The sequence below is a fragment of the Amycolatopsis sp. NPDC023774 genome, from assembly GCF_040639695.1.
Classification (GTDB): domain Bacteria; phylum Actinomycetota; class Actinomycetes; order Mycobacteriales; family Pseudonocardiaceae; genus Amycolatopsis.
Genome location: NZ_JBFAAJ010000004.1, coordinates 331,683 through 358,448, shown reverse-complemented (window position 1 = coordinate 358,448; position 26,766 = coordinate 331,683). Strand labels below are relative to the sequence as shown.

At 67.7% G+C, this 26,766-nt stretch carries 29 protein-coding genes; 23 read left to right on the top strand and 6 right to left on the bottom strand.

Going from position 1 to position 26,766, the window contains the following annotated elements; translation table 11 throughout:
- Positions 1–7 precede the first annotated feature (7 nt).
- Positions 8–619, bottom strand: coding sequence for a gamma subclass chorismate mutase AroQ (aroQ, locus tag AB0F91_RS13995; protein WP_360597568.1), 612 nt, complete (start codon positions 617–619; stop codon positions 8–10).
- Between the two features lie 1,161 nt (positions 620–1,780).
- Between aroQ and AB0F91_RS13990 the strand changes: the two genes are divergently transcribed.
- The 3 genes from AB0F91_RS13990 to AB0F91_RS13980 all read left to right on the top strand — a co-directional run bounded on the left by AB0F91_RS13990 (position 1,781) and on the right by AB0F91_RS13980 (position 9,907).
- Positions 1,781–5,284 carry a DNA-directed RNA polymerase subunit beta gene (locus AB0F91_RS13990; protein WP_360597567.1) on the top strand — a complete coding sequence of 1,168 codons (3,504 nt, stop codon included), beginning with the start codon at positions 1,781–1,783 and terminating at the stop codon, positions 5,282–5,284.
- A gap of 86 nt (positions 5,285–5,370) precedes the next feature.
- Positions 5,371–9,282: a DNA-directed RNA polymerase subunit beta' gene (locus AB0F91_RS13985; RefSeq protein ID WP_360597565.1), complete on the top strand. Its 3,912-nt coding sequence runs from the start codon at positions 5,371–5,373 to the stop codon at positions 9,280–9,282.
- Between the two features lie 262 nt (positions 9,283–9,544).
- Positions 9,545–9,907 (top strand): hypothetical protein, encoded by a 363-nt coding sequence (locus tag AB0F91_RS13980; RefSeq protein WP_360597564.1) that lies wholly within the window; start codon positions 9,545–9,547, stop codon positions 9,905–9,907.
- A 148-nt stretch (positions 9,908–10,055) separates the two neighbouring features.
- On the opposite strand, the gene AB0F91_RS13975 is transcribed toward AB0F91_RS13980, so the two are convergent.
- The 5 genes from AB0F91_RS13975 to AB0F91_RS13955 form a co-directional block, all read right to left on the bottom strand.
- Positions 10,056–11,549 carry a hypothetical protein gene (locus AB0F91_RS13975; RefSeq protein WP_360597562.1) on the bottom strand — a complete coding sequence of 498 codons (1,494 nt, stop codon included), beginning with the start codon at positions 11,547–11,549 and terminating at the stop codon, positions 10,056–10,058.
- Positions 11,550–12,707 (bottom strand): hypothetical protein, encoded by a 1,158-nt coding sequence (locus tag AB0F91_RS13970; RefSeq protein ID WP_360597561.1) that lies wholly within the window; start codon positions 12,705–12,707, stop codon positions 11,550–11,552.
- A 16-nt stretch (positions 12,708–12,723) separates the two neighbouring features.
- Positions 12,724–13,047: a type VII secretion target gene (locus AB0F91_RS13965; RefSeq protein ID WP_360597560.1), complete on the bottom strand. Its 324-nt coding sequence runs from the start codon at positions 13,045–13,047 to the stop codon at positions 12,724–12,726.
- Entirely contained in the window at positions 13,044–13,607 is a 564-nt protein-coding gene (locus AB0F91_RS13960) for a YbaB/EbfC family nucleoid-associated protein (RefSeq protein ID WP_360597558.1), read from the bottom strand. The genes AB0F91_RS13965 and AB0F91_RS13960 overlap by 4 nt, the downstream gene beginning before the upstream one ends.
- A gap of 182 nt (positions 13,608–13,789) precedes the next feature.
- A complete protein-coding gene (locus AB0F91_RS13955; protein ID WP_360597557.1) occupies positions 13,790–14,278 on the bottom strand; it encodes a GNAT family N-acetyltransferase in 489 nt (162 codons plus the stop codon).
- A 141-nt stretch (positions 14,279–14,419) separates the two neighbouring features.
- Between AB0F91_RS13955 and AB0F91_RS13950 the strand changes: the two genes are divergently transcribed.
- The 20 genes from AB0F91_RS13950 (at position 14,420) to AB0F91_RS13855 (ending at position 26,718) form a co-directional block, all read left to right on the top strand.
- The gene (locus tag AB0F91_RS13950; RefSeq protein ID WP_220246074.1) at positions 14,420–14,578 is read left to right on the top strand and encodes a hypothetical protein; all 159 of its coding nucleotides are present in this window, start codon (positions 14,420–14,422) and stop codon (positions 14,576–14,578) included.
- A 462-nt stretch (positions 14,579–15,040) separates the two neighbouring features.
- Complete coding sequence (gene rpsL / locus AB0F91_RS13945) at positions 15,041–15,415, top strand: 30S ribosomal protein S12 (protein ID WP_003102113.1); 375 nt, start codon at positions 15,041–15,043, stop codon at positions 15,413–15,415.
- A complete protein-coding gene (gene rpsG / locus AB0F91_RS13940) occupies positions 15,415–15,885 on the top strand; it encodes a 30S ribosomal protein S7 (protein ID WP_007031033.1) in 471 nt (156 codons plus the stop codon). The genes rpsL and rpsG overlap by 1 nt, the downstream gene beginning before the upstream one ends.
- A gap of 63 nt (positions 15,886–15,948) precedes the next feature.
- Positions 15,949–18,048 (top strand): elongation factor G, encoded by a 2,100-nt coding sequence (gene fusA / locus AB0F91_RS13935; protein WP_360597556.1) that lies wholly within the window; start codon positions 15,949–15,951, stop codon positions 18,046–18,048.
- A gap of 129 nt (positions 18,049–18,177) precedes the next feature.
- Positions 18,178–19,371 (top strand): elongation factor Tu, encoded by a 1,194-nt coding sequence (gene tuf / locus AB0F91_RS13930; protein WP_360597555.1) that lies wholly within the window; start codon positions 18,178–18,180, stop codon positions 19,369–19,371.
- A 432-nt stretch (positions 19,372–19,803) separates the two neighbouring features.
- A complete protein-coding gene (rpsJ, locus tag AB0F91_RS13925; RefSeq protein WP_003102098.1) occupies positions 19,804–20,109 on the top strand; it encodes a 30S ribosomal protein S10 in 306 nt (101 codons plus the stop codon).
- A 31-nt stretch (positions 20,110–20,140) separates the two neighbouring features.
- Positions 20,141–20,797 (top strand): 50S ribosomal protein L3, encoded by a 657-nt coding sequence (gene rplC, locus AB0F91_RS13920; protein ID WP_360597553.1) that lies wholly within the window; start codon positions 20,141–20,143, stop codon positions 20,795–20,797.
- On the top strand, positions 20,794–21,483 hold the full coding sequence (gene rplD / locus AB0F91_RS13915) for a 50S ribosomal protein L4 (protein ID WP_360597551.1): 690 nt from the start codon (positions 20,794–20,796) through the stop codon (positions 21,481–21,483). Before rplC ends, rplD begins: the two co-directional genes overlap by 4 nt.
- Positions 21,480–21,791, top strand: coding sequence for a 50S ribosomal protein L23 (gene rplW, locus AB0F91_RS13910; RefSeq protein ID WP_003102087.1), 312 nt, complete (start codon positions 21,480–21,482; stop codon positions 21,789–21,791). Before rplD ends, rplW begins: the two co-directional genes overlap by 4 nt.
- A 14-nt stretch (positions 21,792–21,805) precedes the next feature.
- Complete coding sequence (gene rplB, locus AB0F91_RS13905; RefSeq protein WP_360597549.1) at positions 21,806–22,642, top strand: 50S ribosomal protein L2; 837 nt, start codon at positions 21,806–21,808, stop codon at positions 22,640–22,642.
- Positions 22,643–22,660: 18 nt separating this feature from the next.
- A complete protein-coding gene (gene rpsS, locus AB0F91_RS13900) occupies positions 22,661–22,942 on the top strand; it encodes a 30S ribosomal protein S19 (protein ID WP_153035997.1) in 282 nt (93 codons plus the stop codon).
- A 31-nt stretch (positions 22,943–22,973) separates the two neighbouring features.
- Complete coding sequence (rplV, locus tag AB0F91_RS13895; protein WP_220246082.1) at positions 22,974–23,393, top strand: 50S ribosomal protein L22; 420 nt, start codon at positions 22,974–22,976, stop codon at positions 23,391–23,393.
- Positions 23,393–24,247, top strand: a complete 855-nt coding sequence (gene rpsC, locus AB0F91_RS13890) for a 30S ribosomal protein S3 (protein WP_360597548.1) — start codon at positions 23,393–23,395, stop codon at positions 24,245–24,247. Before rplV ends, rpsC begins: the two co-directional genes overlap by 1 nt.
- 3 nt (positions 24,248–24,250) lie before the next feature.
- A complete protein-coding gene (gene rplP, locus AB0F91_RS13885) occupies positions 24,251–24,670 on the top strand; it encodes a 50S ribosomal protein L16 (RefSeq protein WP_091618501.1) in 420 nt (139 codons plus the stop codon).
- A complete protein-coding gene (gene rpmC, locus AB0F91_RS13880) occupies positions 24,670–24,915 on the top strand; it encodes a 50S ribosomal protein L29 (RefSeq protein WP_220246084.1) in 246 nt (81 codons plus the stop codon). The genes rplP and rpmC overlap by 1 nt, the downstream gene beginning before the upstream one ends.
- Positions 24,912–25,196 carry a 30S ribosomal protein S17 gene (gene rpsQ / locus AB0F91_RS13875; RefSeq protein WP_360597546.1) on the top strand — a complete coding sequence of 95 codons (285 nt, stop codon included), beginning with the start codon at positions 24,912–24,914 and terminating at the stop codon, positions 25,194–25,196. Before rpmC ends, rpsQ begins: the two co-directional genes overlap by 4 nt.
- An 84-nt stretch (positions 25,197–25,280) precedes the next feature.
- Positions 25,281–25,649: a 50S ribosomal protein L14 gene (gene rplN, locus AB0F91_RS13870; RefSeq protein ID WP_004558867.1), complete on the top strand. Its 369-nt coding sequence runs from the start codon at positions 25,281–25,283 to the stop codon at positions 25,647–25,649.
- Positions 25,649–25,963: a 50S ribosomal protein L24 gene (gene rplX, locus AB0F91_RS13865; protein WP_204091700.1), complete on the top strand. Its 315-nt coding sequence runs from the start codon at positions 25,649–25,651 to the stop codon at positions 25,961–25,963. The genes rplN and rplX overlap by 1 nt, the downstream gene beginning before the upstream one ends.
- Position 25,964: 1 nt before the next feature.
- Positions 25,965–26,528 carry a 50S ribosomal protein L5 gene (rplE, locus tag AB0F91_RS13860; RefSeq protein WP_360597545.1) on the top strand — a complete coding sequence of 188 codons (564 nt, stop codon included), beginning with the start codon at positions 25,965–25,967 and terminating at the stop codon, positions 26,526–26,528.
- A gap of 4 nt (positions 26,529–26,532) precedes the next feature.
- Positions 26,533–26,718: a type Z 30S ribosomal protein S14 gene (locus tag AB0F91_RS13855; RefSeq protein WP_326568105.1), complete on the top strand. Its 186-nt coding sequence runs from the start codon at positions 26,533–26,535 to the stop codon at positions 26,716–26,718.
- Positions 26,719–26,766: the final 48 nt, after the last annotated feature.

Sequence of the window (26,766 nt, the reverse complement as noted above, 5' to 3'; positions counted from 1 at the left end):
GGGGCCCTCAGCGGAGCGACTGCAGGGCCGTGCGCAGCGCCGTGCGGTGCAGCTCGTCCAGGTGGTCGACGACGGCGGGCGAGATCTGCGCCTCGAGCACGTCGACGCGGCACGGGGCGCCGGGCTTGCGGACGTCGTTCGTGGCCGCCAGCTCGGTCAGCAGCGACGTCGTGAGCTCGTCCAGCTCGGCGCGGATTTCGGTGAGGTCCGGGCGCGTGGTGGGCGCCTGCTCGGGGCGCGCGGTCCAGCGGTCGAACAGCCCCCGCTGCACGACCTTGCTGGCGGTGATCTGGTCGGAGAAGAACGCAGCCGTGCGCTCGGGGTCCAGCCCCAGCGCGAACGCACGCGTGCGCACCGCGGCGAGCTCCTGCTCCTCGCGCGCCGGGTCGTCGATGGGCTTGTCGGTGCCGAACTTCGACGCGGCCACGCGATCGCCCATCCGCAGCCGCTCGACCACCAGGTCGGTGAGCGGCCCGAGCCGGCCGATCGTGTGGCCCGCGGTGCCGGTGGTGTCTGTGGCGGTCTGTTCGGATGAGGCCATGGCCAGAATGCCTCCGACGGTGAGTGCGGCCCGCGCCACGGCGAGGACCACGGCGGAGCGCCGAGCGGTCTCGAGCACGAGCACTCCGTCGTGAGCCGGCGACGGGATCGGCTCCGATTTTAGCGGTGGGGAATTCACGAAACCCGGACAATCTCGCCGGATGGACACGCAATCATGCCGATGCCGGATTTGTCTGCCCGGACGTACCGCGGAACTCGGCCCCACAGATCACGGACGGTTCCGGCGGCGGTCGCAACAGCGCTGCCACCCAGTCTGGCCGGATCCTCGTGGCGCGCTGCGTACTGGCGCGGCTCGATCCCGACGCCGCCGAGCCGTCGACAACTCCCGGACCGCCCCTGCCGCTCCAAGGCCCCGCGCTCCCGCCGGACAATGCCCGCACGTCCGCCGGACAATGCCCCACACTCCTGGTAAACAATCCCCGCACTCTCGCCGGACGATCCCCCGCCCTCCCCTCGGGGGGCGTCCCCATCCCAGTCTATCGGCCTCTGACCTCGAAAAACGCCCGGAATCGAATCTGTGGACAACCCCGCCGCCGGCCGCTGGCCTGTGGACAAGCGCCGAGCCGCCCATGGCCGGCCAAGCTGCCCGTGGCCCAAGGCGCACGGGCGCCTATGGGCCGGGCACCACACCCGGGCCCATAGAGGTCACGGACCAGCGCACCCGGACTGCTCACAACCCACCGCTGCCCCTGATCCGCGCCCCCACCTCACCCTGGGCCGACCGGGCCATTCACCCCCCACGACACCCTTTTGTGACGCAGAACACCGTTTGAATCCCTCTCCGACCCGTCCCTCGACCGCGATTCCGCAGGTACTGACAGGTAACCGGGATGATCATCCCGCTTGTCACCCTCCGCATGCCCCGATCGACGCTGCGCCAACCGGTCGGACCCCCGAGTGGCATCTTGACTCGAAGGCGTCGTGGGTTCAGGCTTACTGCCAACGGTCACGGCCGGGAGCGCGAACCTTGCGGGAGGGACGCAGAACCCGGGCGGGTCGGAGGCATTGCTAAAACGCCGCGAGGCAGGCTGGGCCCCATCGGGAGCGCCCCCTGGACAGACCGCGTCGTTCGGGCTAGACTGCCTCTTTGCGCTGCCCTCTTTCAGGCTGCCCGGAGCCGGTAGTTAGGATAGTGGGCACACGGCACCCCTGACAGTCCGCGACGGCACCTGTTGCCATTGCGGCTGCTCACCGCTCATTGTCCCCGGAAGGACGCATCTTGGCAGTCTCTCCCGCGAACCAGGCCACTGCTGCGACCACCTCGGCTGTATCCCGCTCGGAGTCCACGGGTATCCCCGGCGCGCCCAAGCGGGTCTCTTTCGCAAAGATTCGCGAGCCCCTTAACACCCCCAACCTGCTGGACGTGCAGCTCCAGTCGTTCCAGTGGTTCACCGGCGACGAGGCGTGGTTCGAGCGCCGCGTCAACGAAGGTGACGAGAACCCGGTCGGCGGCCTGGAGGAGGTCCTCAACGAGATCTCCCCGATCGAGGACTTCTCCGGTTCCATGTCGCTGTCCTTCTCCGCGCCGCGCTTCGACGAGGTCAAGGCCTCGATCGAGGAGTGCAAGGACAAGGACATGACCTACGCGGCCCCGCTGTTCGTCACGGCGGAGTTCGTCAACAACAACACCGGTGAGATCAAGAGCCAGACGGTCTTCCTCGGCGACTTCCCGGTGATGACGGACAAGGGCACCTTCATCATCAACGGCACCGAGCGGGTCGTCGTGTCCCAGCTCGTGCGTTCTCCGGGCGTGTACTTCGACAGCAGTGTCGACAAGACGACCGACAAGGACGTCTTCAGCGTGCGCGTGATCCCGAGCCGCGGCGCGTGGCTCGAGTTCGACGTCGACAAGCGCGACACCGTCGGCGTGCGCATCGACCGCAAGCGCCGCCAGCCGGTCACCGTGCTGCTGAAGGCGCTGGGCTGGACCACCGAGGCGATCCGCGAGCGCTTCTCCTTCTCGGAGACGCTGCTGGCCACCCTCGAGAAGGACCACACCGCCGGCACTGACGAGGCGCTGCTCGACATCTACCGCAAGCTCCGTCCGGGCGAGCCGCCCACGAAGGAGAGCGCGCAGACGCTGCTGGAGAACCTGTTCTTCAAGCCGAAGCGCTACGACCTGGCCAAGGTCGGCCGCTACAAGGTCAACAAGAAGCTCGGTCTTGACACCCCGTACGACACCGGCACGCTGACCGAAGAGGACATCGTCTCGGCCATCGAGTACCTGGTCCGGCTCCACGCCGGCGAGGACAAGATGACCAGCGTGTCGAACGTCGAGGTGCCGGTCGAGACCGACGACATCGACCACTTCGGCAACCGCCGCCTGCGCACGGTCGGCGAGCTGATCCAGAACCAGATCCGGGTCGGTCTCTCCCGCACCGAGCGCGTCGTGCGCGAGCGCATGACCACGCAGGACGTCGAGGCGATCACGCCGCAGACCCTGATCAACATCCGCCCCATCGGTGCGGCGATCAAGGAGTTCTTCGGGACCTCGCAGCTGTCGCAGTTCATGGACCAGAACAACCCGCTGTCGGGCCTGACCCACAAGCGCCGCCTCTCGGCGCTGGGCCCCGGGGGTCTGTCCCGTGAGCGCGCCGGCATGGAGGTTCGCGACGTCCACCCGTCGCACTACGGCCGCATGTGCCCGATCGAGACGCCGGAAGGCCCGAACATCGGCCTGATCGGTTCGCTCTGCTCCTACGCGCGGGTCAACCCGTTCGGTTTCATCGAGACGCCGTACCGCAAGGTCGTCGAGGGCCAGGTCACCGACCAGGTCGACTACCTCACGGCCGACGAGGAAGACCGCTTCGTCAAGGCGCAGGCCAACGCGCCGATCACCGACGACGGCCACTTCGTCGAGAGCAAGGTCCTGGGTCGCCGCAAGGGCGGCGAGGTCGAGCTGATCGACCCGCTCGAGATCGACTACATGGACGTGTCGCCGCGGCAGATGGTCTCCGTCGCCACCGCGATGATCCCGTTCCTGGAGCACGACGACGCGAACCGCGCGCTGATGGGCGCGAACATGCAGCGCCAGGCCGTGCCGCTGCTGCGCAACCAGGCCCCGTACGTGGGCACGGGTGTGGAGCTGCGCGCCGCGGTCGACGCCGGTGACGTCCTCGTGGCCGAGCAGGCCGGCGTGGTCGAGGAGCTGTCCGCGGACATCATCACGATCATGCACGACGACGGCACGCGGAAGAGCTACGGACTGTACAAGTTCCGCCGCTCCAACCACGGCACGTGCTTCAACCACCGCCCGATCGTCGACGAGGGTGACCGCGTCGAGAAGGGCCAGGTCATCGCCGACGGCCCGTCCACCGAGAACGGTGAGATGGCGCTGGGCAAGAACCTGCTCGTGGCGGTCATGCCGTGGGAGGGCCACAACTACGAGGACGCGATCATCCTCTCCGAGCGCCTGGTGCAGGACGACGTGCTCACGTCGATCCACATCGAGGAGCACGAGATCGACGCCCGCGACACCAAGCTGGGCGCCGAGGAGATCACCCGGGACATCCCGAACGTCTCCGAGGAGGTGCTCGCCGACCTCGACGAGCGCGGCATCATCCGCATCGGTGCCGAGGTCCGCGACGGCGACATCCTGGTCGGCAAGGTCACGCCGAAGGGCGAGACCGAGCTGACGCCGGAAGAGCGCCTGCTGCGCGCGATCTTCGGTGAGAAGGCCCGCGAAGTCCGCGACACCTCGCTGAAGGTGCCGCACGGCGAGACCGGCAAGGTCATCGGCATCCGCGTGTTCTCGCGCGAGGACGACGACGAGCTGCCCCCCGGCGTCAACGAGCTGGTCCGCGTCTACGTGGCCCAGAAGCGCAAGATCCAGCCGGGCGACAAGCTCGCCGGCCGCCACGGCAACAAGGGCGTCATCGGCAAGATCCTGCCCGCCGAGGACATGCCCTTCATGGAGGACGGCACGCCGGTCGACATCATCCTGAACACCCACGGTGTTCCGCGACGGATGAACATCGGCCAGATCCTCGAGCTGCACCTGGGCTGGCTGGCGTCGCAGGGCTGGACGATCGAGGGCAACCCGGAGTGGGCGAAGAACCTCTCCGAGGAGCTCTACGACGTCGCGCCGAACACGAACACCGCCACCCCGGTGTTCGACGGCGCGAAGGAAGAGGAGCTCACCGGGCTGCTGGGCTCGACCAAGCCGAACCGCGACGGCGAGCGCATGGTCAAGGAGAACGGCAAGGCCACGCTGTTCGACGGCCGCTCCGGCGAGCCGTACCCGTACCCGGTGTCCGTCGGGTACATGTACATCCTGAAGCTGCACCACCTGGTCGACGACAAGATCCACGCCCGCTCCACCGGTCCGTACTCGATGATCACGCAGCAGCCGCTGGGTGGTAAGGCGCAGTTCGGTGGCCAGCGCTTCGGTGAGATGGAGTGCTGGGCGATGCAGGCGTACGGCGCTGCCTACACGCTGCAGGAGCTGCTCACGATCAAGTCGGACGACGTGGTCGGCCGCGTGAAGGTGTACGAGGCCATCGTCAAGGGGGAGAACATCCCCGAGCCGGGTATCCCGGAGTCGTTCAAGGTGCTCCTGAAGGAGCTCCAGTCGCTGTGCCTGAACGTCGAGGTGCTCTCCAGCGACGGTGCGGCCATCGAGATGCGCGACTCCGACGACGAGGACCTCGAGCGCGCCGCGGCCAACCTCGGCATCAACCTGTCCCGCAACGAGTCGCCCAGCGTGGACGACGTCGTGCACTGACCGGTGTCGAGCGGGGACCTGCCTCCCGTGGGTCCCCGCTCCACCGCCGACCCCTCTAGCCGAAACAACCCCAAGGGGACTTAGACGTGCTGGACGTCAATTTCTTCGATGAGCTCCGCATTGGTCTCGCCACGGCTGACGACATCCGTCAGTGGTCGTACGGCGAGGTCAAGAAGCCGGAGACCATCAACTACCGGACGCTCAAGCCCGAGAAGGACGGCCTCTTCTGCGAGAAGATCTTCGGTCCGACCCGGGACTGGGAGTGCTACTGCGGCAAGTACAAGCGCGTCCGCTTCAAGGGCATCATCTGTGAGCGCTGCGGCGTCGAGGTGACCCGCGCCAAGGTGCGCCGTGAGCGGATGGGCCACATCGAGCTGGCCGCGCCCGTCACCCACATCTGGTACTTCAAGGGTGTTCCCTCCCGCCTGGGCTACCTGCTGGACCTGGCGCCGAAGGACCTCGAGAAGATCATCTACTTCGCGGCTTACGTCATCACAGGCGTGAACACGGAGCTGCGCCACAACGACCTGCCGACCCTCGAGAACGAGATCGGCGTCGAGCGCAAGAACCTCGAGACGAAGCGTGACGCGGACATCGAGGCTCGCGCGCAGAAGCTGGAAGCGGACCTGGCCGAGCTGGAGGCGGAGGGCGCCAAGTCCGACGTGCGCCGCAAGGTCAAGGAAGGCGGCGAGCGCGAGATGCGTCAGCTGCGCGACCGCGCCGGCCGCGAGCTCGACCGCCTCGAGGAGGTCTGGACGACCTTCACGAAGCTCGACGCGCGTCAGCTGATCGCCGACGAGCTGCTCTACCGCGAGCTCGTCGACCGCTACGGCGAGTACTTCACCGGCGGCATGGGCGCGGAGGCCATCCAGAAGCTGGCCACCGAGTTCGACGTCGCCGCCGAGGCCGACAACCTGCGCGACACCATCCGCAACGGCAAGGGCCAGAAGAAGCTGCGCGCGCTCAAGCGCCTCAAGGTCGTGGCCGCCTTCCAGGCGACCGGCAACGACCCGCGCGGCATGGTGCTCGACGCCGTGCCGGTCATCCCGCCGGACCTGCGCCCGATGGTGCAGCTCGACGGTGGCCGCTTCGCGACGTCGGACCTGAACGACCTGTACCGCCGCGTGATCAACCGCAACAACCGCCTCAAGCGGCTCATCGACCTCGGCGCGCCCGAGATCATCGTGAACAACGAGAAGCGGATGCTGCAGGAGGCCGTCGACGCGCTGTTCGACAACGGCCGCCGCGGTCGTCCCGTCACCGGCCCGGGCAACCGGCCGCTGAAGTCGCTGTCCGACCTGCTCAAGGGCAAGCAGGGCCGGTTCCGCCAGAACCTGCTCGGCAAGCGCGTGGACTACTCGGGCCGTTCGGTCATCATCGTCGGCCCGCAGCTGAAGCTGCACCAGTGCGGTCTGCCGAAGGACATGGCGCTCGAGCTGTTCAAGCCGTTCGTCATGAAGCGGCTGGTCGACCTGAACCACGCGCAGAACATCAAGTCCGCCAAGCGGATGGTGGAGCGCTCGCGCCCGCAGGTGTGGGACGTGCTCGAAGAGGTCATCACCGGCCACCCGGTGATGCTGAACCGCGCACCGACCCTGCACCGCCTCGGTATCCAGGCCTTCGAGCCGCAGCTGGTGGAAGGCAAGGCCATCCAGCTGCACCCGCTGGTCTGCGAGGCGTTCAACGCGGACTTCGACGGTGACCAGATGGCGGTGCACCTGCCGCTGTCGGCCGAGGCTCAGGCTGAGGCCCGCATCCTGATGCTGTCGGCGAACAACATCCTGTCGCCGGCGTCGGGCCGTCCGCTCGCCATGCCGCGTCTGGACATGGTCACGGGTCTGTTCCACCTGACCCGCCTCAACGAGAAGGCCGAGGGTGCGGGCAACGCCTACTCCTCGCCGGCCGAGGCGATCATGGCATTCGACCGCAAGGCGCTGAGCCTGCACGCTCCCATCAAGATCCGCGTCACGGACCGCCAGCCGGCCAAGGCCGACGAAGCGCGTCTCGCGGAGAAGGGCTGGGAGCCGGGCAAGACGTGGCTGGCCGAGACGACCCTGGGCCGCGTGCTGTTCAACGACCTGCTGCCGGCGGACTACCCGTTCGTGAACGAGCCGATGCCGAAGAAGCGTCAGGCCGCGATCGTGAACGACCTCGCCGAGCGCTACTCGATGACGCAGGTGGCGCAGACGCTGGACAAGCTCAAGGACGCCGGTTTCTACTGGGCGACCCGCTCGGGCGTCACGGTGGCCATCTCCGACGTGCTCGTGCCCGAGGGCAAGAAGGCCATCCTCGACGAGTACGAGGGCAAGGCAGACCAGGTCGAGAAGCGGTACCAGCGTGGTCAGCTGTCCCACACCGAGCGCAACAACGAGCTCGTCAAGGTGTGGACGCAGGCCACCGAAGAGGTCCACAAGATCATGGAGACGGCGCTGCCGGACGACAACCCGATCGCCATGATCGTGAAGTCGGGCGCGGCGGGCAACATGACGCAGGTCCGGTCGCTGGCCGGGATGCGTGGTCTGGTGTCGAACCCGAAGGGTGAGTACATCCCGCGTCCGATCAAGGCCAACTTCCGTGAAGGCCTGTCGGTGGCGGAGTACTTCATCGCGACGCACGGTGCCCGGAAGGGTCTGGCGGACACGGCTCTCCGTACCGCCGACTCGGGTTACCTGACCCGTCGTCTGGTGGACGTCTCGCAGGACGTCATCGTCCGCGAGATCGACTGCGGCACCACCCGCGGTATCTCCATGGTCGTCGGCGAGGACGTCGGCGACGGCAAGGTGATCCGCGACCAGCACGTGGAGACCAGCGTGTACGCGCGGAACCTCGCGACGGACGCGGTGGACGCCAAGGGCAACGTCGTGCTCAACGCGGGCGACGACGTGGGCGACCCGGCTATCGAGAAGCTGCTCTCCAGCGGCATCTCGAAGGTCAAGGTCCGCTCGGTCCTGACCTGCGAGTCGGCGGTCGGTGTGTGCGCGACCTGCTACGGCCGCTCGATGGCGACGGGCCAGCTCGTCGACGTCGGCGAGGCCGTCGGCATCGTCGCCGCCCAGTCGATCGGTGAGCCGGGTACGCAGCTGACGATGCGTACGTTCCACCAGGGTGGTGTCGCCGGTGACGACATCACGACCGGTCTGCCCCGTGTCACCGAGCTCTTCGAGGCTCGCGTGCCGAAGGGCAAGGCGCCGATCGCGGACGTCGACGGCCGCGTGCGGATCGAGGAGAGCGAGCGGTTCTGGAAGATCACCCTGATCCCGGACGACGGGTCGGAGGAGATCGTCTTCGACAAGCTGTCCAAGCGGCAGCGGCTCGCCAACACCCCGAACGGCCCGCTGGGCGACGGCGACCACGTCGCGGTCGGTCAGCAGCTGCTCGAGGGCACGCCCGACCCGCACGAGGTGCTCCGCGTGATGGGCCCGCGTGAGGCGCAGATGCACCTCACCGACGAGGTCCAGAAGGTGTACCGCGCGCAGGGTGTGTCGATCCACGACAAGCACATCGAGGTCATCGTGCGGCAGATGCTGCGCCGCGTGACGATCATCGACTCCGGTGCCACGGACTTCCTGCCGGGCGAGCTGCCCGAGCGGACCAAGTTCGAGGCGACGAACCGCGCCGCGGTCGCCGAGGGTGGCGAGCCGGCTTCGGGTCGCCCGGTGCTGATGGGCATCACGAAGGCCTCGCTGACCACGGACTCGTGGCTGTCGGCGGCCTCGTTCCAGGAGACCACGCGCGTCCTGACCGACGCGGCCATCAACGGCCGCTCGGACAAGCTCGTGGGCCTCAAGGAGAACGTGATCATCGGTAAGCTGATCCCGGCCGGTACCGGCATCAACAAGTACCGGAACATCCAGGTTCAGCCGACCGAGGAGGCCCGGGTCGCGGCTTACGCGATCCCGTCCTACGACGACGGTTACTACACCCCGGACGTGTTCGGTTCGGGCACCGGTGCCGCTGTTCCGCTGGACGACTACGACTTCGGTCGCGACTTCCGCTGACCGTCTGAGTAGCTGAGAAGGCCCCCGTCCCGGGTTTCCGGGGCGGGGGCCTTCTTCTTGCGGGGGCGTCAGCTGAGATGACTGCTCTGGGTAGTCGCATTGTTGGCGGCACTTCTACAGTCCCCGCGCCGGGGAGTGCGCCTACTTGGGCAGCCGTGGCTGACGTCGTGCCGTTCACGGACAACTTCTCGGATATCTCGAACACGCAGGGCTACCAGTTCGAGTTCCGCGTGAACGCTGCGGGAACGGCCGCCGGTCAGGCTTGCAGCGCGATGCGGTCGGAACGGGCCGCGGCGTCCTGCGCGCGGTGGGCTCGTTCTTCGGCGGCAGCCTGCAGGACCTGCGCTACTCGGCCGACCAGTGGCGCTACGACCGCGCCACGAACGACCGCGCGCTCGCGGCCGCGGTCAAGGAGATCGGGCCGAGCTTCCGCCAGCGCCGCGGCTGCGGGGACTGGATGTGCACGGACCAGTGCTGGAATGCCGAGATCGGGCAGTGCCTGCGCTGCCCGCCGAGCGTCGCGGAGGAGATCTCGCGCGCCCAGGCTCCGCACAGCGCGACCAGATCCGCGACCGCGCCCGCGACTGGACCCGCGACCTCGACCTGGACACCCGCGCCCACCTGACTTGTCCGAGCTGCCGCGTGAAAGCCGAGGGCGGCAAGTTCTGCGCCTCCTGCGGCTCGTCCCTGGCCCCACAGTCCACTGCACCGAATGCGGCAAGCCCTCCACCGCCGGCGCCGCTTTCTGCGGCGACTGCGGCACCCGGCTGTGATTACGTGACGGTGGCTTCCTGTGTCCTGCGCAGCTTCCTGACGCGTCGGGGTGGCCGCGGCCGGTAAGTGGCCTTGGCGAGCAGCGCGCCCGCCAGGAGGGGCAGCAGGGCGAGGAGCAGGGTGACCACCGCGGCGAGACTGCTCTCGAAGACCGGGTGCCACCACAGGGGCCCGATCTCCACGTCGACCACAGCGCCCTTGGCGGGCAGCGTGTCGACCCATTCGGTCGATACGTCGTGGGTCTCACCGTCGAGGACGTAGGTGCCGCGGACCCAGTCGTTGCTGCCGGTGCAGCTGCCGCGCCCTCGGGAGCAGCTTCCGGCAAAGCCTTCGTGGACTTCGAGGACGGACAGCTGGGTCTGGGGCGCCACGTTGACGAGCGCCGACAGAGAATTGCCGATCGGCAGCAGGCCCGTCAGGACGAGCACGAGCGCGATGACCGTGCGCGTGGTCAGCGACACCGAGGTGACCGGCTGCCGGTCCGCGGCCTCGCGGAAGCGGTTGACCGGCGTGCGCACGGCACCACCGCGGCCGCCGTTCCAGGCGAGGTAGCTCGTGTCCGAGCCGGTGGTCACCGAAGCGAACCCGCGGTCACCGCCCCAGACCTCCCACACCGCGGCAGGAACCGTGGCGGCCAGGATTGCGAGCCGACGTGAGTTGCCGAACATGCGGTCCTCAGTCAGCCCGCCTGATTCGCTGGTCCACATCGCGTTGCCGTGGAGGGCCACCGTGTGCACGCGGAACCACAGGTCACCGAGGAGCAGCGCGCGGACCTCTTCGGTAAGCACGGCCGCGGCGAACTCCGGGTCGGACGTGGTCACCGCGAATCGGCGGTCGAACTCGGCGTCGACCTCGAAGCTGTCGAGACTCGTGTCGGGCCGCAGCCAGCCGAAGGCGTTGCGGGTGATCCGGGCGTCTTCCAACGGGGTGAAGTGCTCGGGTTCAAACGCCCCGGTCTTCGGTGAGATCGTCAGGGCAGGCACCGCGGGAATCCGCAGTTCGACTGCCGAGTAGATCGAGTCGATCTGCTCGGCGACCTTGGCGACCTCGGCGAACCGCTCGTCGCGGCGTGGCGTGATCGAGTACTCGATGCCCAGAACCCGGTGGCCCTGCTGGTCGAACTCGACCGTCGTGCGCACGGGGTCGGGGTCCGGGTGGCCGAGCGTCACCCCTCGGCCGAGGTGGGGGAGCACGCCGAACGTCTGCCGACCGTCCGAGGCCGTGCGCGCGATCCACGTGCGTTGCCGCCAGCCCCGCCACGCCACCAGCGCGGCGAACGCCACCGGGAACACGATCCACAGCAGCTGCGGCACGTTGCTTCCGGTGCCGGCCGAGAGCCAGTACAGCGACGTCTCCGAGAACGCCACGCCGCACAGCGCACAACACACCGTCGCGGCCACGCCGCTGCGCCGCTCCAGCCGGTTCGCCAGCCACAGCAGGACGAACCCCAGCGCGTAGCCGCCGACGATGAACCACGGCTCGAACAGGTCCATCTACTGGTCCATGTCCAGGTTCTCGCGGGTGTCCTCTTCGGAGTGATAGCCGGCCGCGTCGCTGCCTCCGCGCGACTTCAGGAGGTCGCGGGTGTTGTCGACCGCCTTGTTGGCGAAGTCGAAGCCGGCCTTGCCGCTGTAGGCCGAGCCCTTGTCGAGGTCGCCGATCTTCACGCCGGTCACGCCCTTGAGGGCCTCTTCGCCGCCGGCCTTGACCGACTCCTTCAGCGCCTCGACCGTTGCCATGCCTCGGGAGTTCGTCGCCGAGGCGAGCGCGCCGGTGGCGGCCTTCTCCATGCCCGGTGTCATGCCCGGGGCGCCCGACGGGGTGAGCTTGCGGCCCTGCTTGATCAGGTCGTCGGTCCACTTCGCGAGGAAGGTCATGAACTTCTGGAGCAGCTCGCCCAGCTTCCCCAGTTTCGACGTGATCCTGGTGAACGCACTCGCCGCCTTGGCGATCGAGGCGGTCATCGCAGCGGCGACCGATGAGCCGAGGCTCACGATCGAGGCGGCGAGAGCCGGCAGCCAGATGTAGATCAGCCAGCTGACCAGCTCGCTGATGATCGCCTTCACGACCTCTTCGATGACGGTCATGACCATCGACCACATCTGGAGCGTCTCGCCGACCCCGCCGGTGGTCGAGCCGATGCCCTTGATGCCCTCGGAGAACTGGTCCAGTGAACTGCGGGCCGCGTTGCCGCCGTCGCCCTGCCAGGTCCGCAGCTCGTCCTTGCCCTTCTTGGCGAAGTCGTCGCCGAGCTTGACGAAGCCCACGCCGATCTCGCTGAAGTTGCCGGCCGCCTCCTTGAGCGCGGGCCCGTCGCCCGTCACGAAGTGCAGTGCGTCCTGCAGCGGCGAGATCAGTTCCAGGAGCATGTTCAGGCCGTTGCTGACCAGCCAGCCGACGGGGTCGAGCGCGAAGCTCGCCACGTCCACCGCGGCGCCGGCGACAAAGCCGGCGCCGTCCTGAAGCATTTGCCCGGTGGCCGCCGCGAACTCGCCGGCGTCGTCGGCTTCGCTGAAGCCCGTGATACCTCGTTCGACGCCCTCGACCCCTTTGCCGATGATCGGCGCTTTCTTGGCGGCTTCGTTGGCGTCGTGGCGGAAACCCTCGCCCTCGTGCTCCACCTTGACGCCGTCGGCGATGCTGTCGGCCATTTCGGTCTCCCCCTGCTCAGAGCGGTCCGTCGATGTTCGCCTTGAACTTGCCGAAGGCCATGACGGTGTCCTTCTCGTGGCCGTCGTAGATCTCCGCGGCCTGGTTCAGCTTCCCGCCGAGCGTGTCGACGCCGGTTTTCATCAGTTCGAGCATTTGGCGGAGATCTTCGAGCTTGCTCGTGTACGTCTGCTTCACCGCCAGCCCGATCAGGCCCCACGACTTGTCCGTGACATCGGCGGAGTTGACGAGGTTGCCGAACTTCGTCGCCTCGTCCTTGTAGTGCGGCAACGTGCCGGAGGCGTAATTCCTCAGGATCTGGGGGTCTACGTCGTGGCTCATCGGTCCTCCTCGTGGTCCCACAGGCGCCGGACGCCGTCGTCGGCGGGGCGGGCCGGGGGCGGCGGGGCCGCGGCCGGGGGTTCGTCGCGGCGCAGGATGTCGCCGTGTTCGAGGTCCTCGTCCGTGAGCCGGCGCGGGCCCGGCTGCGCCTCCGCTGCTTTGGACTTCAGCTCTTCCGCGGTGGTTCCCATGGCTTCGGCCTGCGCCTCGAGGACCTGACCGGAGACGTCGAGGCCGAAGGCGGCGCCCACGTGCGCGTCGACGATGCCGGCCTGCTTCACGGCCGCGTCGGCGACGGCGCGGTGCAGGGTGGAGAGGATGGTGGTGGCCAGCTGCTGCGGCTGCTGGCGCAGGGCCTCGGTCGTGAGGCGGATGTCCTTCACGGAACCGCCCGGGCCCGCGACGACGGTCACGGCGCGGTCGGGCGACATCGCCGTCGCCTCGAGCGCGACCACGTCGTTCTGCAGGTCACCGACCTTCGCGAAGTTCGCCTCGGCCTGTTTGATCTTGCTCTGGAACTTCTCGAACTCGGCGACGAGACGATCCATCTCAGCCGACACAGCGGCCCCCTCACGTGCACGACGGGTGTGCGGACGTGCGGATTATGCCGCTTCTGTCGTGTTCGCGCTGCGAAGTCGTGAATCTTTTCCCGGAAGAGGCGACGGCGCCGCCCCGGTGCCCGATCGCCCCCGAAAGTCCTTTGCGGACGGCGGAAATCCGGTGTGGACGGTGTGGAACCGTTTCACCCGAGCGTTTTCGAGAACCAGTGCTCCGCGTACTTGTCGTCGTTGAACGGTTCGACCTCCGTGTACCCGGTCCGCGCGTACAGCGCCCGTGCCTCGACGAGGTCGTGGCGGGTGTCGAGCCGCAGCACCTCGGCACCCAGCGACCGCGCCGCCTCCTCGGCTGCCGCGACGAGGCGCGCGCCGCCACCCCGGCCGCGGTGGGCCGGGCGCACGTACACCTTCGTGAGCTCGTTCAGCCCCGGCCGCACCACCCGCGTGCCGGCGCAGCCGGCCACGGTGCCGTCGGGCAGGCGGGCGACGAGGAACGCGCCGGTCGGCGGCACGAGGTCGGTGCTCGGTGCGTCGGCCAGGGCCTCGTCGACCTCCGCCTCCGTGGCCGGGCGACCCCAGTAGCGGCTCGCGACGTCCGTGAGGTACTCGCGCAGGATCGCGCGCGCGTCGAAGTGGTCGACGGCGATCGGCGAGATGGTCCAGTTCTCGGTCACGAAATCATGGTCGGCCGCGTGTCCACTGGTTAACGCGCAAGTCGATCACGTCGGGAAAGCGACGTTCGATCCCCGTGTGTCACCTGTTCGTGGAAATGGGTAGCGTGCGAGCCGCAGGGAAACCGACTTGAGGAGTGCGTCATGGACGGCAACGGCACCGCCGACCGGCCTGAAGAAGGGCAGAAGGACACCAAGGGGAGCCACGCCGCGCCTGAGGGGGCCGGCGTCCACCCGCTGATCGACCTGTCGCGCGACCCCCACCCGGGGCGGCCCGACCACGCGAAGCCGGACGAGGAATAGCGGGGACGTCCGTCACGTTGTGAATGACGGCACCCGTTTGGTGGGGCCGCCCCGTTTGGTGGGGCCGCCCCGTTTGGTGGGGCCGCCCCGTTTGGTGGGGCCGCCTGGTGCGGCCGCTTGATGAGACCGCTTGGTGGGACGCCGCGCGGCTCTGGCCGCAGAGCCCTCATCTGGGGTTACGATGGGCGGTCACCGTCACTTCGGACCCCCCGCCCGGACCGCCCGTCAGGTGGCCGGGTATCTTTGGAGACCGTGCCCGGCAGGCGTCGGGCCGCTCCGCGTGCCGTACGGCATGAGCGGGGTGCTCGCGCACCCGGTTCACCGGCCTCGTCCACGTGGGGTTCCGACGGAAAACCCCTCCGGGAAGTTACCGGTCGCGAGACCGTGACGCGGGCCGACACGCCCGACCGCGGGGGCCGGTGAAGACACGAAGAAGCAAGATCGCGACAGAAAGCTGGTCCATTGCCCACGATCCAGCAGCTGGTCCGCAAGGGCCGCCAGGACAAGGCTGCCAAGCAGAAGACCGCGGCCCTCAAGGGGAGCCCGCAGCGTCGTGGCGTGTGCACCCGCGTGTACACCACGACCCCGAAGAAGCCGAACTCGGCGCTGCGCAAGGTTGCGCGTGTGAAGCTGACGAGCGGCATCGAGGTCACGGCGTACATCCCCGGTGAGGGCCACAACCTGCAGGAGCACTCGATGGTGCTCGTGCGCGGTGGCCGGGTGAAGGACCTGCCGGGCGTTCGCTACAAGATCATCCGCGGTTCGCTCGACACCCAGGGTGTGAAGAACCGCAAGCAGGCGCGCAGCCGCTACGGCGCGAAGAAGGAGAAGAGCTAATGCCCCGCAAGGGTCCGGCCCCGAAGCGGCCTCTGATCTCCGACCCGGTCTACGCCTCCCCGCTGGTCACCCAGCTGGTGAACAAGGTGCTGAAGGACGGGAAGCGGTCGCTGGCCGAGCGCATCGTGTACGGCGCGCTGGAAGGCGCTCGCGAGAAGACCGGCACCGACCCGGTCGTCACGCTGAAGCGCGCGCTCGACAACGTGAAGCCCACCATCGAGGTGAAGAGCCGCCGCGTCGGTGGCGCCACCTACCAGGTGCCGATCGAGGTCAAGCCCGGCCGCTCCACCACGCTGGCCCTGCGCTGGCTGGTCTCCTTCTCGCAGGCCCGCCGCGAGAAGACCATGATCGAGCGGCTGCAGAACGAGCTGCTCGACGCGAGCAACGGTCTTGGCGCCAGCGTCAAGCGCCGTGAGGACACGCACAAGATGGCCGAGTCCAACAAGGCCTTCGCGCACTACCGCTGGTGATGACCGCCCGGCTGCCGATCCAAGCCATGCCGGGCCCCACGCTTGAGACAGGGGAACACTCTCGTGGCACGTGAAGTGCTGACCGACCTGAACAAGGTCCGCAACATCGGGATCATGGCGCACATCGACGCCGGTAAGACCACCACCACCGAGCGGATCCTGTTCTACACCGGGATCAACTACAAGATCGGCGAAGTCCACGACGGCGCCGCCACCATGGACTGGATGGAGGAGGAGCAGAAGCGGGGTATCACCATCACCTCGGCTGCCACCACCACGTTCTGGGCCGATCACCAGATCAACATCATCGACACCCCCGGGCACGTCGACTTCACCGTCGAGGTGGAGCGCTCGCTCCGCGTGCTCGACGGCGCCGTGGCCGTCTTCGACGGCAAGGAAGGCGTCGAGCCGCAGTCCGAGCAGGTCTGGCGGCAGGCGGACAAGTACGAAGTCCCGCGCATCTGCTTCGTCAACAAGATGGACAAGCTGGGCGCCGACTTCTACTTCACCGTGCGCACCATCGAGGAGCGCCTCGGTGCCCGGCCGCTGGTCATCCAGCTGCCGATCGGCGCCGAGAACGACTTCGAGGGTGTCGTCGACCTGGTCCGCATGAAGGCGCTGACCTGGCGTGGCGAAGTGAGCAAGGGTGAGGACTACTCGGTCGAGGACATCCCCGCCGAGCTGGCCGACCGCGCCGCCGAGTACCGCGAGAAGCTGGTCGAGACGGTCGCCGAGGCCGACGACTCCCTGATGGAGAAGTTCCTCGAGGGCGAGGAGCTCACGGAGGCCGAGATCAAGGCCGGCATCCGCAAGCTCACGGTCGCGCGCGAGGCCTACCCGGTGCTCACCGGCTCCGCGTTCAAGAACAAGGGCGTGCAGCCGATGCTGGACGCGGTCATCGACTACCTGCCGTCCCCGCTGGACGTGCCGGCCGTCGAGGGCACGCTGCCCGACGGCGAGACCCCGGTCTTGCGCAAGCCGTCGGTCGACGAGCCGTTCTCCGCGCTCGCGTTCAAGATCGCGGCGCACCCGTTCTTCGGCAAGCTGACCTACATCCGGGTCTACTCGGGCAAGGTCTCCGCGGGCGCCCAGGTCGTCAACGCGACCAAGGAGCGCAAGGAGCGCATCGGCAAGCTCTTCCAGATGCACTCCAACAAGGAGAACCCGGTCGAGGAGGCCCAGGCCGGCCACATCTACGCGGTCATCGGCCTGAAGGACACCACGACCGGTGACACGCTGGCCGACCCGCAGAACCCGGTCGTCCTCGAGTCGATGACCTTCCCGGATCCCGTTATCCGCGTGGCCATCGAGCCGAAGACGAAGGCCGACCAGGAGAAGCTGTCGCTCGCGATCCAGAAGCTGGCCGAGGAGGACCCCACCTTCCAGGTTCAGCTCGACGAGGACACGGGCCAGACGATCATCGCGGGCATGGGCGAGCTGCACCTCGAGGTGCTGGTGAACCGCATGAAGTCCGACTACAAGGTCGAGGCGAACATCGGCAAGCCGCAGGTCGCCTACCGCGAGACGATCAAGAAGACGGTCGACAAGCTCGACTACGTGCACAAGAAGCAGACCGGTGGTTCCGGCCAGTTCGCGAAGGTCATCGTGAAGCTGGAGCCGCTGCAGACGACGGACGGTGCACTCTACGAGTTCGACAACAAGGTCACCGGTGGCCGCGTGCCGCGGGAGTACATCCCGTCGGTCGACGCGGGCGCGCAGGACGCCATGCAGTACGGCGTGCTGGCCGGCTACCCGCTCGTCGGGTTGAAGTTCACCTTGTTGGATGGTGCGTACCACGAGGTCGACTCTTCGGAGATGGCGTTCAAGATCGCCGGTTCCATGGCGATGAAGGAAGCCGCGAAGAAGGCCGGCCCGGTCATCCTCGAGCCGATGATGGCCGTCGAGGTCACGACTCCCGAGGACTACATGGGTGACGTGATCGGTGACCTCAACTCCCGCCGTGGCCAGATCCAGGCCATGGAGGAGCGCGCCGGTACCCGTGTCGTGAAGGCACTGGTGCCGCTGTCGGAGATGTTCGGTTACGTGGGCGACCTGCGGTCTCGCACCCAGGGTCGCGCGAACTACTCCATGGTGTTCGACTCCTACGCCGAGGTTCCCGCGAACGTCGCGAAGGAAATCATCGCGAAGGCGACGGGGGAGTAGTTCCCCCTCGCTCGCGGGCATAAGGAACACTCCTGAACGTCCGCAGCAAAGACGACGAGTAACAATCCCCGGCCGGCAGCCACGTCGGCCGGGGAGCACAAAGCGAAATCAGTCCAGGAGGACATTCCAGTGGCGAAGGCGAAGTTCGAGCGGAGCAAGCCGCACGTCAACATCGGGACCATCGGTCACGTCGACCACGGCAAGACCACGCTGACCGCGGCGATCACCAAGGTTCTGCACGACAAGTACCCGGAGCTCAACGAGTCGCGTGCGTTCGACCAGATCGACAACGCGCCCGAAGAGCGCCAGCGCGGTATCACGATCAACATCTCGCACGTCGAGTACCAGACCGAGAAGCGTCACTACGCGCACGTCGACGCCCCCGGTCACGCGGACTACATCAAGAACATGATCACCGGTGCCGCCCAGATGGACGGCGCGATCCTGGTCGTGGCGGCCACCGACGGCCCGATGCCGCAGACCCGCGAGCACGTGCTGCTCGCCCGCCAGGTCGGCGTGCCCTACATCGTGGTCGCGCTGAACAAGGCCGACATGGTCGACGACGAGGAGATCCTCGAGCTCGTCGAGCTGGAGGTCCGCGAGCTGCTGTCCTCGCAGGAGTTCCCGGGCGACGACGCGCCGGTCGTGCGCGTGTCGGGCCTGAAGGCTCTCGAGGGCGACGCCAAGTGGGCCGAGGCTGTCCTCGAGCTCATGACCGCCGTCGACGACAACGTGCCGGACCCGGTGCGTGAGCTCGACAAGCCGTTCCTCATGCCGATCGAGGACGTCTTCACCATCACCGGCCGCGGCACCGTGGTGACCGGTCGTGTGGAGCGTGGCGTGGTCAACGTCAACGAAGAGGTCGAGATCGTCGGCATCAAGGAGAAGTCGCAGAAGACGACTGTCACCGGTGTCGAGATGTTCCGCAAGCTGCTCGACTCGGGCCAGGCGGGCGACAACGTCGGCCTCCTGCTCCGCGGCATCAAGCGCGAGGACGTCGAGCGCGGCCAGGTCGTCGTGAAGCCGGGCACCACCACCCCGCACACCGACTTCGAGGGCCGGGTCTACATCCTGTCGAAGGACGAGGGTGGCCGTCACACCCCGTTCTTTAACAACTACCGCCCGCAGTTCTACTTCCGTACGACCGACGTGACCGGCGTCGTGACCCTCCCCGAGGGCACCGAGATGGTCATGCCGGGCGACAACACGGACATCTCGGTCCAGCTGATCCAGCCGGTCGCGATGGACGAGAACCTGCGCTTCGCTATTCGCGAGGGCGGCCGCACCGTGGGTGCGGGTCAGGTCACCAAGATCATCAAGTGATTTCGACGCCCTCGACCGGGGCAATACACCCCCCGGTCGAGGGCGTCAACTCACGTGTGCGACACTATTCAGGTTGCTCGTCCCGGGGCGGCCGAATCCCAGAGTTGTGCGAATGACTCACGGGGTTCCGGCCGCCCCTGTACGAGCAGCCACGGTCCGTCCAGCTCTTCCTTCGGGGTGAGGCTAGCGGGCAAAGGCCAACCGGCCGGCAGTGCTGATCCTGCGGTATTCGAGGAACGGCATGGCGGGCTCGCGGCCTCCTCACGTTGAGGAAGACCAGGCAGGACGATCCCACGGGATCCGTCTGTGCGTCGGGCGCGACACGCCCGACCGCGTGGACCGGGGACAGGGCCGTTGAACTGCTGAAACCGGGGCTCCGGCCCAGGTTGACGAGACAAGCGGCACGAGACGACGAAGGAACGAGCAGCCACCATGGCGGGACAGAAGATCCGCATCCGGCTCAAGGCCTACGACCACGAGGCGATCGACACCTCGGCGCGCAAGATCGTGGAGACGGTCACGCGCACCGGCGCCCGTGTTGTCGGGCCGGTGCCGCTGCCCACCGAGAAGAACGTTTACTGCGTCATCCGCTCGCCGCACAAGTACAAGGACTCGCGCGAGCACTTCGAGATGCGCACGCACAAGCGTCTGATCGACATCCTCGACCCGACGCCGAAGACGGTCGACGCGCTCATGCGCATCGACCTGCCGGCGAGCGTCGACGTCAACATCCAGTAGCGGCTGGCGAGCGGCGGAGAGTAAGAGACTCATGTCTGACAGGCAGATGAAGGGCATCCTGGGCACCAAGCTCGGCATGACCCAGGTCTTCGACGAGCAGAACCGGGTTGTCCCGGTCACCGTCGTCAAGGCCGGTCCGAACGTGGTCACCCAGGTTCGGACCCAGGACAAGGACGGCTACGCGGCCGTGCAGCTGGCGTTCGGTGCGGTCGACCCGCGCAAGGTGAACAAGCCGCGCACCGGCCACTTCGACAAGGCGGGCGTGACCCCGCGGCGCTTCCTCGCGGAGCTGCGTACCACGGACGCCGAGACGTACGAGGTCGGTCAGGAGATCACCGCTGAGGTGTTCGCCGCCGGCGTCGAGGTCGACGTGACCGGTACCAGCAAGGGCAAGGGCTACGCCGGTGTCATGAAGCGCCACGGCTTCAAGGGCCAGGGCGCGAGCCACGGTGCTCAGGCCGTGCACCGCAAGCCGGGTTCCATCGGTGGCTGCGCCACCCCCGGCCGCGTCTTCAAGGGCCTGCGCATGGCGGGTCGTATGGGCTCGGACCGGGTCACCACGCAGGGCCTCACCGTGCACGCCGTGCGTGCCGAGGACGGCCTGCTGCTGATCAAGGGCGCCGTGCCCGGTCCCAAGGGCGGCCTGCTGTTCGTGCGCAGCGCCGCGAAGGGTGGTAACTCCGAATGACAAGCGTCGAGCTGAAGACCCCGGCCGGTAAAGCCGACGGCACCGTGGACCTCCCCGAGGAGATCTTCGACGTGCAGGCCAATGTCGCGCTGATGCACCAGGTGGTGGTGGCCCAGCTGGCCGCCGCGCGCCAGGGCACGCACGACACGAAGACCCGTGGTGAGGTCTCCGGTGGCGGCAAGAAGCCGTACCGGCAGAAGGGCACCGGTCGTGCCCGCCAGGGTTCGACCCGCGCACCGCAGTTCGCCGGCGGTGGCGTCGTCCACGGCCCCACGCCGCGTGACTACACCCAGCGCACCCCCAAGAAGATGAAGGCCGCCGCTCTGCGTGGCGCCCTCTCGGACCGGGCCCGCGCCGGCCAGCTGCACGTCGTGACCGAACTGGTCTCCGGTGAGAAGCCGTCGACCAAGGCCGCCAAGACCGCGATCGCCGCCGTGACGCAGGCGAAGCGCGTTCTCGTGGTGCTGCACCGCGACGACGAGCTGTCCTGGGTTTCGCTGCGGAACCTGCCCGAGGTGCACCTGCTCTGGGCGGACCAGCTCAACACCTACGACGTGCTGGTCAACGACGACGTCGTGTTCACCAAGGCCGCGTACGACGCGTTCGTCGCAGGCCCCGTCCGTGGCAAGGCCGTCAAGGCCTCCGCGCGGTCGGGCGAGGTTACGGAAGGGAGTGACGAGAAGTGAGCTCGGTCGCCATTCCGGACCCCCGCGACATCCTGCTCGCGCCGGTCATCTCCGAGAAGTCCTACGGGCTGCTCGAGGACCACAAGTACACGTTCATCGTCCGCCCGGACGCCAACAAGACCCAGATCAAGATCGCGGTCGAGAAGGTGTTCGGTGTCAAGGTGGTCAGCGTCAACACGGCCAACCGTCAGGGCAAGCGGAAGCGGACTCGCGCGGGCTTCGGCAAGCGCAAGGACACCAAGCGCGCCATCGTGACTCTTTCGCCTGAGAGCAAGGCGATCGAGATCTTCGGCGGACCCACCGCGTAAAGGACTGAGCTGACATGGGCATCCGCAAGTACAAGCCGACGACCCCGGGTCGTCGCGGTTCGAGCGTCTCGGACTTCGCCGAGATCACCCGCTCCACGCCGGAGAAGTCGCTGCTGCGTCCGCTGAGCGGTTCGGGCGGTCGCAACTCGTCGGGCAAGATCACCACCCGGCACAAGGGTGGCGGCCACAAGCGCGCCTACCGCGTCATCGACTTCCGTCGCAATGACAAGGACGGCGTGCCGGCCAAGGTCGCGCACATCGAGTACGACCCCAACCGCACCGCGCGCATCGCGCTGCTGCACTACGCCGACGGCGAGAAGCGCTACATCATCGCGCCGGAAAAGCTGAAGCAGGGCGACACCGTCGAGAACGGCCCCCGCGCCGACATCAAGCCGGGCAACAACCTGCCGCTGCGCAACATCCCGGTCGGCACCGTGGTCCACGCGATCGAGCTCCGCCCCGGTGGCGGCGCGAAGATGGCGCGTTCCGCCGGCGCCCGCGTGCAGCTGGTCGCCAAGGACGGGCCTTACGCCCAGCTGCGGCTTCCGTCGGGCGAGATCCGCAACGTCGACGTGCGCAACCGCGCGACCGTCGGCGAGGTGGGCAACTCCGAGCACGCGAACATCAACTGGGGCAAGGCGGGTCGTAACCGCTGGCGCGGCAAGCGCCCCACCGTCCGTGGTGTCGTGATGAACCCGGTCGACCACCCGCACGGTGGTGGTGAGGGCAAGACCTCCGGTGGTCGCCACCCGGTCAACCCGAACGGTAAGCCCGAGGGTCGTACGCGCCGGCGCAAGCCGAGCGACGCCCTCATCGTCCGCCGCCGTCGCACCGGCAAGAACAAGCGCTGAGCAGGGAGGTAGAACAACATGCCACGTAGCCTCAAGAAGGGCCCGTTCGTGGACGACCACCTGCTCAAGAAGGTGGACGCGCTGAACGAGGCCAACAAGAAGACCGTGATCAAGACCTGGTCGCGTCGTTCGACGATCATCCCGGATTTCCTGGGTCACACGATCGCCGTGCACGACGGCCGCAAGCACGTCCCGGTGTTCGTCACCGAGGCCATGGTGGGTCACAAGCTGGGCGAGTTCGCCCCGACTCGGACCTTCAAGGGTCACATCAAGGACGACCGCAAGTCGCGCCGCCGCTGAGCGGGCACGAAACAAGACAAGGGAAGTAGCGATGAACGCCCAGAACGACGCGACGGTCGAGGCTCTGCCTACGGCTTACGCGCGGGCTCGCTTCGTCCGGGACTCGCCGACCAAGGTGCGCCGGGTGATCGAGCTCATCAAGGGACGTAGCGCCGCCGACGCCTTGGCCGTGCTCCGGTTCGCCCCGCAGGCGGCCAGCGAGCCGGTCGCGAAGGTGCTCGCCAGCGCCGTGGCCAACGCCGAGAACAACCTTCAGCTGGACCCGGAGACGCTCTGGGTCAAGAACGCGTACGCCGACGAGGGCCCGACCCTCAAGCGCATCCGCCCGCGGGCCCAGGGCCGCGCGTACCGGATCCGCAAGCGGACGAGCCACATCACCGTCGAGGTGGAGTCGCGTCCGAAGGCCGACGTGAAGAAGGCTCAGAGCAAGAAGAAGGCAGGTGGCCGGTAGTGGGCCAGAAGATCAACCCGCACGGCTTCCGCCTGGGTATCACCACGGACTGGAAGTCGCGCTGGTACGCCGACAAGCAGTACTCGGAGTACGTGGCCGAGGACGTGAAGATCCGCAAGCTGCTGTCCACGGGCATGGAGCGCGCCGGCATCTCCAAGGTTGAGATCGAGCGCACCCGTGACCGCGTCCGCGTCGACATCCACACCGCCCGGCCGGGCATCGTCATCGGCCGCCGCGGCGCGGAGGCCGACCGGATCCGTGGCGCGCTGGAGAAGCTGACCGCCAAGCAGGTCCAGCTCAACATCCTCGAGGTCAAGAACCCCGAGGCCGACGCGCAGCTCGTCGCGCAGGGTGTCGCGGAGCAGCTGAGCAACCGCGTGGCGTTCCGCCGCGCGATGCGCAAGGCGATCCAGACCTCCATGCGCTCGCCGCAGGTCAAGGGCATTCGCGTGCAGTGCGGCGGTCGTCTCGGCGGTGCCGAGATGTCCCGCTCCGAGCACTACCGCGACGGCCGCGTCCCGCTGCACACGCTGCGCGCCGACATCGACTACGGCTTCTTCGAGGCCAAGACGACGTTCGGTCGCATCGGCGTGAAGGTGTGGATCTACAAGGGTGAGCTGGTCGGTGGCCTCAAGGCCCGCGAGGCGCGCGACGCCGCCGCGGCTGCCGAGCGGGCCCCGCGCCGCGACCGTGGCGACCGTCCGTCCCGTCCGCGCCGCTCCGGCGCCTCGGGCACGACGGCCACCTCGACCGAAGCCGGCCGCGCCGCCGCCGCCGCGAAGACCGAAGACGCGGCACCCGTGGCGACCGAAGCGGCCCCGGCTGCCGAGACCGCAGAAAAGACGGAGGGCTGAGACGTGCTCATCCCGCGCAGGGTCAAGCACCGGAAGCAGCACTCCCCGAAGCGCCACGGCGCCGCCAAGGGCGGTACGAAGGTCAGCTTCGGCGAGTTCGGCATCCAGGCGCTTGAGCACAGCTACGTGACGAACCGGCAGATCGAGTCCGCTCGTATCGCCATGACCCGTCACATCAAGCGTGGCGGCAAGGTGTGGACGACGATCTACCCGGACCGCCCGCTGACCAAGAAGCCGGCCGAAACCCGCATGGGTTCCGGTAAGGGTTCGCCCGAGTGGTGGATCGCCAACGTGAAGCCGGGTCGCGTGATGTTCGAGATCAGCTTCCCGAACGAGGAGACGGCCCGCGAGGCCCTTCGTCGCGCGATCCACAAGCTGCCCATGAAGTGCCGCATCGTGACCCGTGAAGGTGGTGAGTTCTGATGGCCAACGGCGCCGCCCAGGCATCGGAGCTTCGTGAGCTCACCGCGGAAGAGCTCGTGCTGCGTCTGAAGGAATACAAGGAGGAGCTCTTCAACCTCCGCTTCCAGATGGCGACCGGGCAGCTGGACAACAACCGTCGGCTGCGCACCGTCCGCACGGACATCGCGCGGATCTACACGGTCATGCGCGAGCGGGAGCTCGGGCTTTCCGTGGCCCCCGACAGCGAGAGTGAAGGTGCCGCATGAGCGAGCCCACCACCGAGACCGAGAAGGTCGTGCGCAACTACCGCAAGGTGCGCGAGGGCTACGTCGTCTCGGACAAGATGGACAAGACGATCGTGGTCGAGCTCGAAGACCGCAAGAAGCACCCGCGCTACTCGAAGGTTCTGCGCAGCACCACCAAGGTCAAGGTGCACGACGAGAACAACGAGGCGGGCGTGGGCGACCGGGTCACCCTGATGGAGACCCGGCCGCTGTCGGCGACGAAGCGCTGGCGCCTCGTGCAGGTCGTGGAGAAGGCCAAGTAAGCAGGGCTCTTCGGAGTCCTTGGTTCCGCAAGGCTCGCGCTGTGAGACAACACGCGAGAACCGGCGCGACATACAGGAGTTGACGTGATCCAGCAGGAGTCGCGGCTACGGGTTGCCGACAACACCGGCGCGAAGGAGATCCTTTGCATCCGGGTGCTCGGCGGTTCGGGGCGGCGCTACGCGGGTATCGGCGACATCATCGTCGCCACCGTGAAGGACGCCATCCCGGCTGCCGGGGTGAAGAAGGGCGACGTCGTCAAGGCCGTCATCGTCCGCACGGTGAAGGAACGCCGTCGTCCGGACGGTTCCTACATCCGCTTCGACGAGAACGCCGCTGTGCTCATCAAGAACGACAACGAGCCCCGTGGCACCCGCATCTTCGGCCCGGTGGGCCGCGAGCTGCGCGACCGAAAGTTCATGAAGATCATTTCGCTCGCGCCGGAGGTGCTGTGATGAAGGTGAAGAAGGGCGACACGGTCGTCGTCATCGCCGGCAAGGACAAGGGCGCCAAGGGCAAGGTCATCCAGGCCTACCCGGAGCGGGACCGCGTGCTGGTCGAAGGCGTGAACCGGATCAAGAAGCACACCCGGATCACCCAGACCCAGCGTGGTGCGCAGTCCGGTGGCATCGTGACCCAGGAAGCGCCCATCCACGTGTCGAACGTGATGGTCGTGGACTCGGACGGCAAGCCGACCCGCGTGGGCTACCGCATCGGCGAGGACGGCAAGAAGGTCCGGGTCTCGCGCCGGAACGGCAAGGACATCTGACATGACCACCGCAGAGAAGATCGTGCCGCGTCTGAAGACCCGGTACCGCGACGAGATCAAGGGCGAGCTCCAGAAGGAGTTCTCCATCCCCAACGTGCACCAGATTCCCGGCGTCGTGAAGGTCGTCGTGAACATGGGTGTGGGTGACGCCGCCCGCGACAGCAAGCTGATCGAGGGCGCGGTCCGCGACCTCTCCCTGATCACCGGCCAGAAGCCGGAGGTCCGCAAGGCCCGCAAGTCCATCGCGCAGTTCAAGCTGCGTGAGGGCCAGCCGATCGGTGCGCGCGTGACGCTGCGCGGCGACCGGATGTGGGAGTTCCTGGACCGGCTGCTCACCATCGCGCTGCCCCGTATCCGCGACTTCCGCGGTCTGTCGGGCAAGCAGTTCGACGGCAACGGCAACTACACGTTCGGTCTCAACGAGCAGTCGATGTTCCACGAGATCAACCCCGACGACATCGACCGTCCGCGCGGTATGGACGTCACCGTCGTCACGACCGCCACCACCGACGACGAGGGCCGGGCGCTGCTGCGCAAGCTCGGTTTCCCGTTCAAGGAGAACTGAGCCGATGGCCAAGAAAGCGCTGGTCCACAAGGCCGCCAAGAAGCCGAAGTTCGCCGTGCGGGGTTACACCCGCTGCAACCGTTGTGGTCGGCCGCACTCGGTGTACCGCAAGTTCGGGCTCTGCCGGATCTGCCTCCGGGAGATGGCGCACGCGGGCGAGCTGCCCGGCGTCCACAAGTCCAGCTGGTAAGAGGCTCGAAACTATTTCCCAGTTCGCCACAGGCCCCGCCCGCTGTGT

Bases quoted from the DNA above. Each gene is read 5' to 3' on its own strand.
- rplD (WP_360597551.1), top strand. From the start codon at position 20,794: ATGACAAGCGTCGAGCTGAAGACCCCGGCCGGTAAAGCCGACGGCACC.
- rplV (WP_220246082.1), top strand. From the start codon at position 22,974: ATGAACGCCCAGAACGACGCGACGGTCGAGGCTCTGCCTACGGCTTAC.
- rpmC (WP_220246084.1), top strand. From the start codon at position 24,670: ATGGCCAACGGCGCCGCCCAGGCATCGGAGCTTCGTGAGCTCACCGCG.
- AB0F91_RS13965 (WP_360597560.1), bottom strand. From the start codon at position 13,047: ATGAGCCACGACGTAGACCCCCAGATCCTGAGGAATTACGCCTCCGGC.
- AB0F91_RS13950 (WP_220246074.1), top strand. From the start codon at position 14,420: ATGGACGGCAACGGCACCGCCGACCGGCCTGAAGAAGGGCAGAAGGAC.
- rplE (WP_360597545.1), top strand. From the start codon at position 25,965: ATGACCACCGCAGAGAAGATCGTGCCGCGTCTGAAGACCCGGTACCGC.
- rpsJ (WP_003102098.1), top strand. From the start codon at position 19,804: ATGGCGGGACAGAAGATCCGCATCCGGCTCAAGGCCTACGACCACGAG.
- rpsG (WP_007031033.1), top strand. From the start codon at position 15,415: ATGCCCCGCAAGGGTCCGGCCCCGAAGCGGCCTCTGATCTCCGACCCG.
- AB0F91_RS13975 (WP_360597562.1), bottom strand. From the start codon at position 11,549: ATGGACCTGTTCGAGCCGTGGTTCATCGTCGGCGGCTACGCGCTGGGG.
- rplC (WP_360597553.1), top strand. From the start codon at position 20,141: ATGTCTGACAGGCAGATGAAGGGCATCCTGGGCACCAAGCTCGGCATG.
- AB0F91_RS13970 (WP_360597561.1), bottom strand. From the start codon at position 12,707: ATGGCCGACAGCATCGCCGACGGCGTCAAGGTGGAGCACGAGGGCGAG.
- rpsS (WP_153035997.1), top strand. From the start codon at position 22,661: ATGCCACGTAGCCTCAAGAAGGGCCCGTTCGTGGACGACCACCTGCTC.
- rplB (WP_360597549.1), top strand. From the start codon at position 21,806: ATGGGCATCCGCAAGTACAAGCCGACGACCCCGGGTCGTCGCGGTTCG.
- rplX (WP_204091700.1), top strand. From the start codon at position 25,649: ATGAAGGTGAAGAAGGGCGACACGGTCGTCGTCATCGCCGGCAAGGAC.
- rpsQ (WP_360597546.1), top strand. From the start codon at position 24,912: ATGAGCGAGCCCACCACCGAGACCGAGAAGGTCGTGCGCAACTACCGC.
- AB0F91_RS13855 (WP_326568105.1), top strand. From the start codon at position 26,533: ATGGCCAAGAAAGCGCTGGTCCACAAGGCCGCCAAGAAGCCGAAGTTC.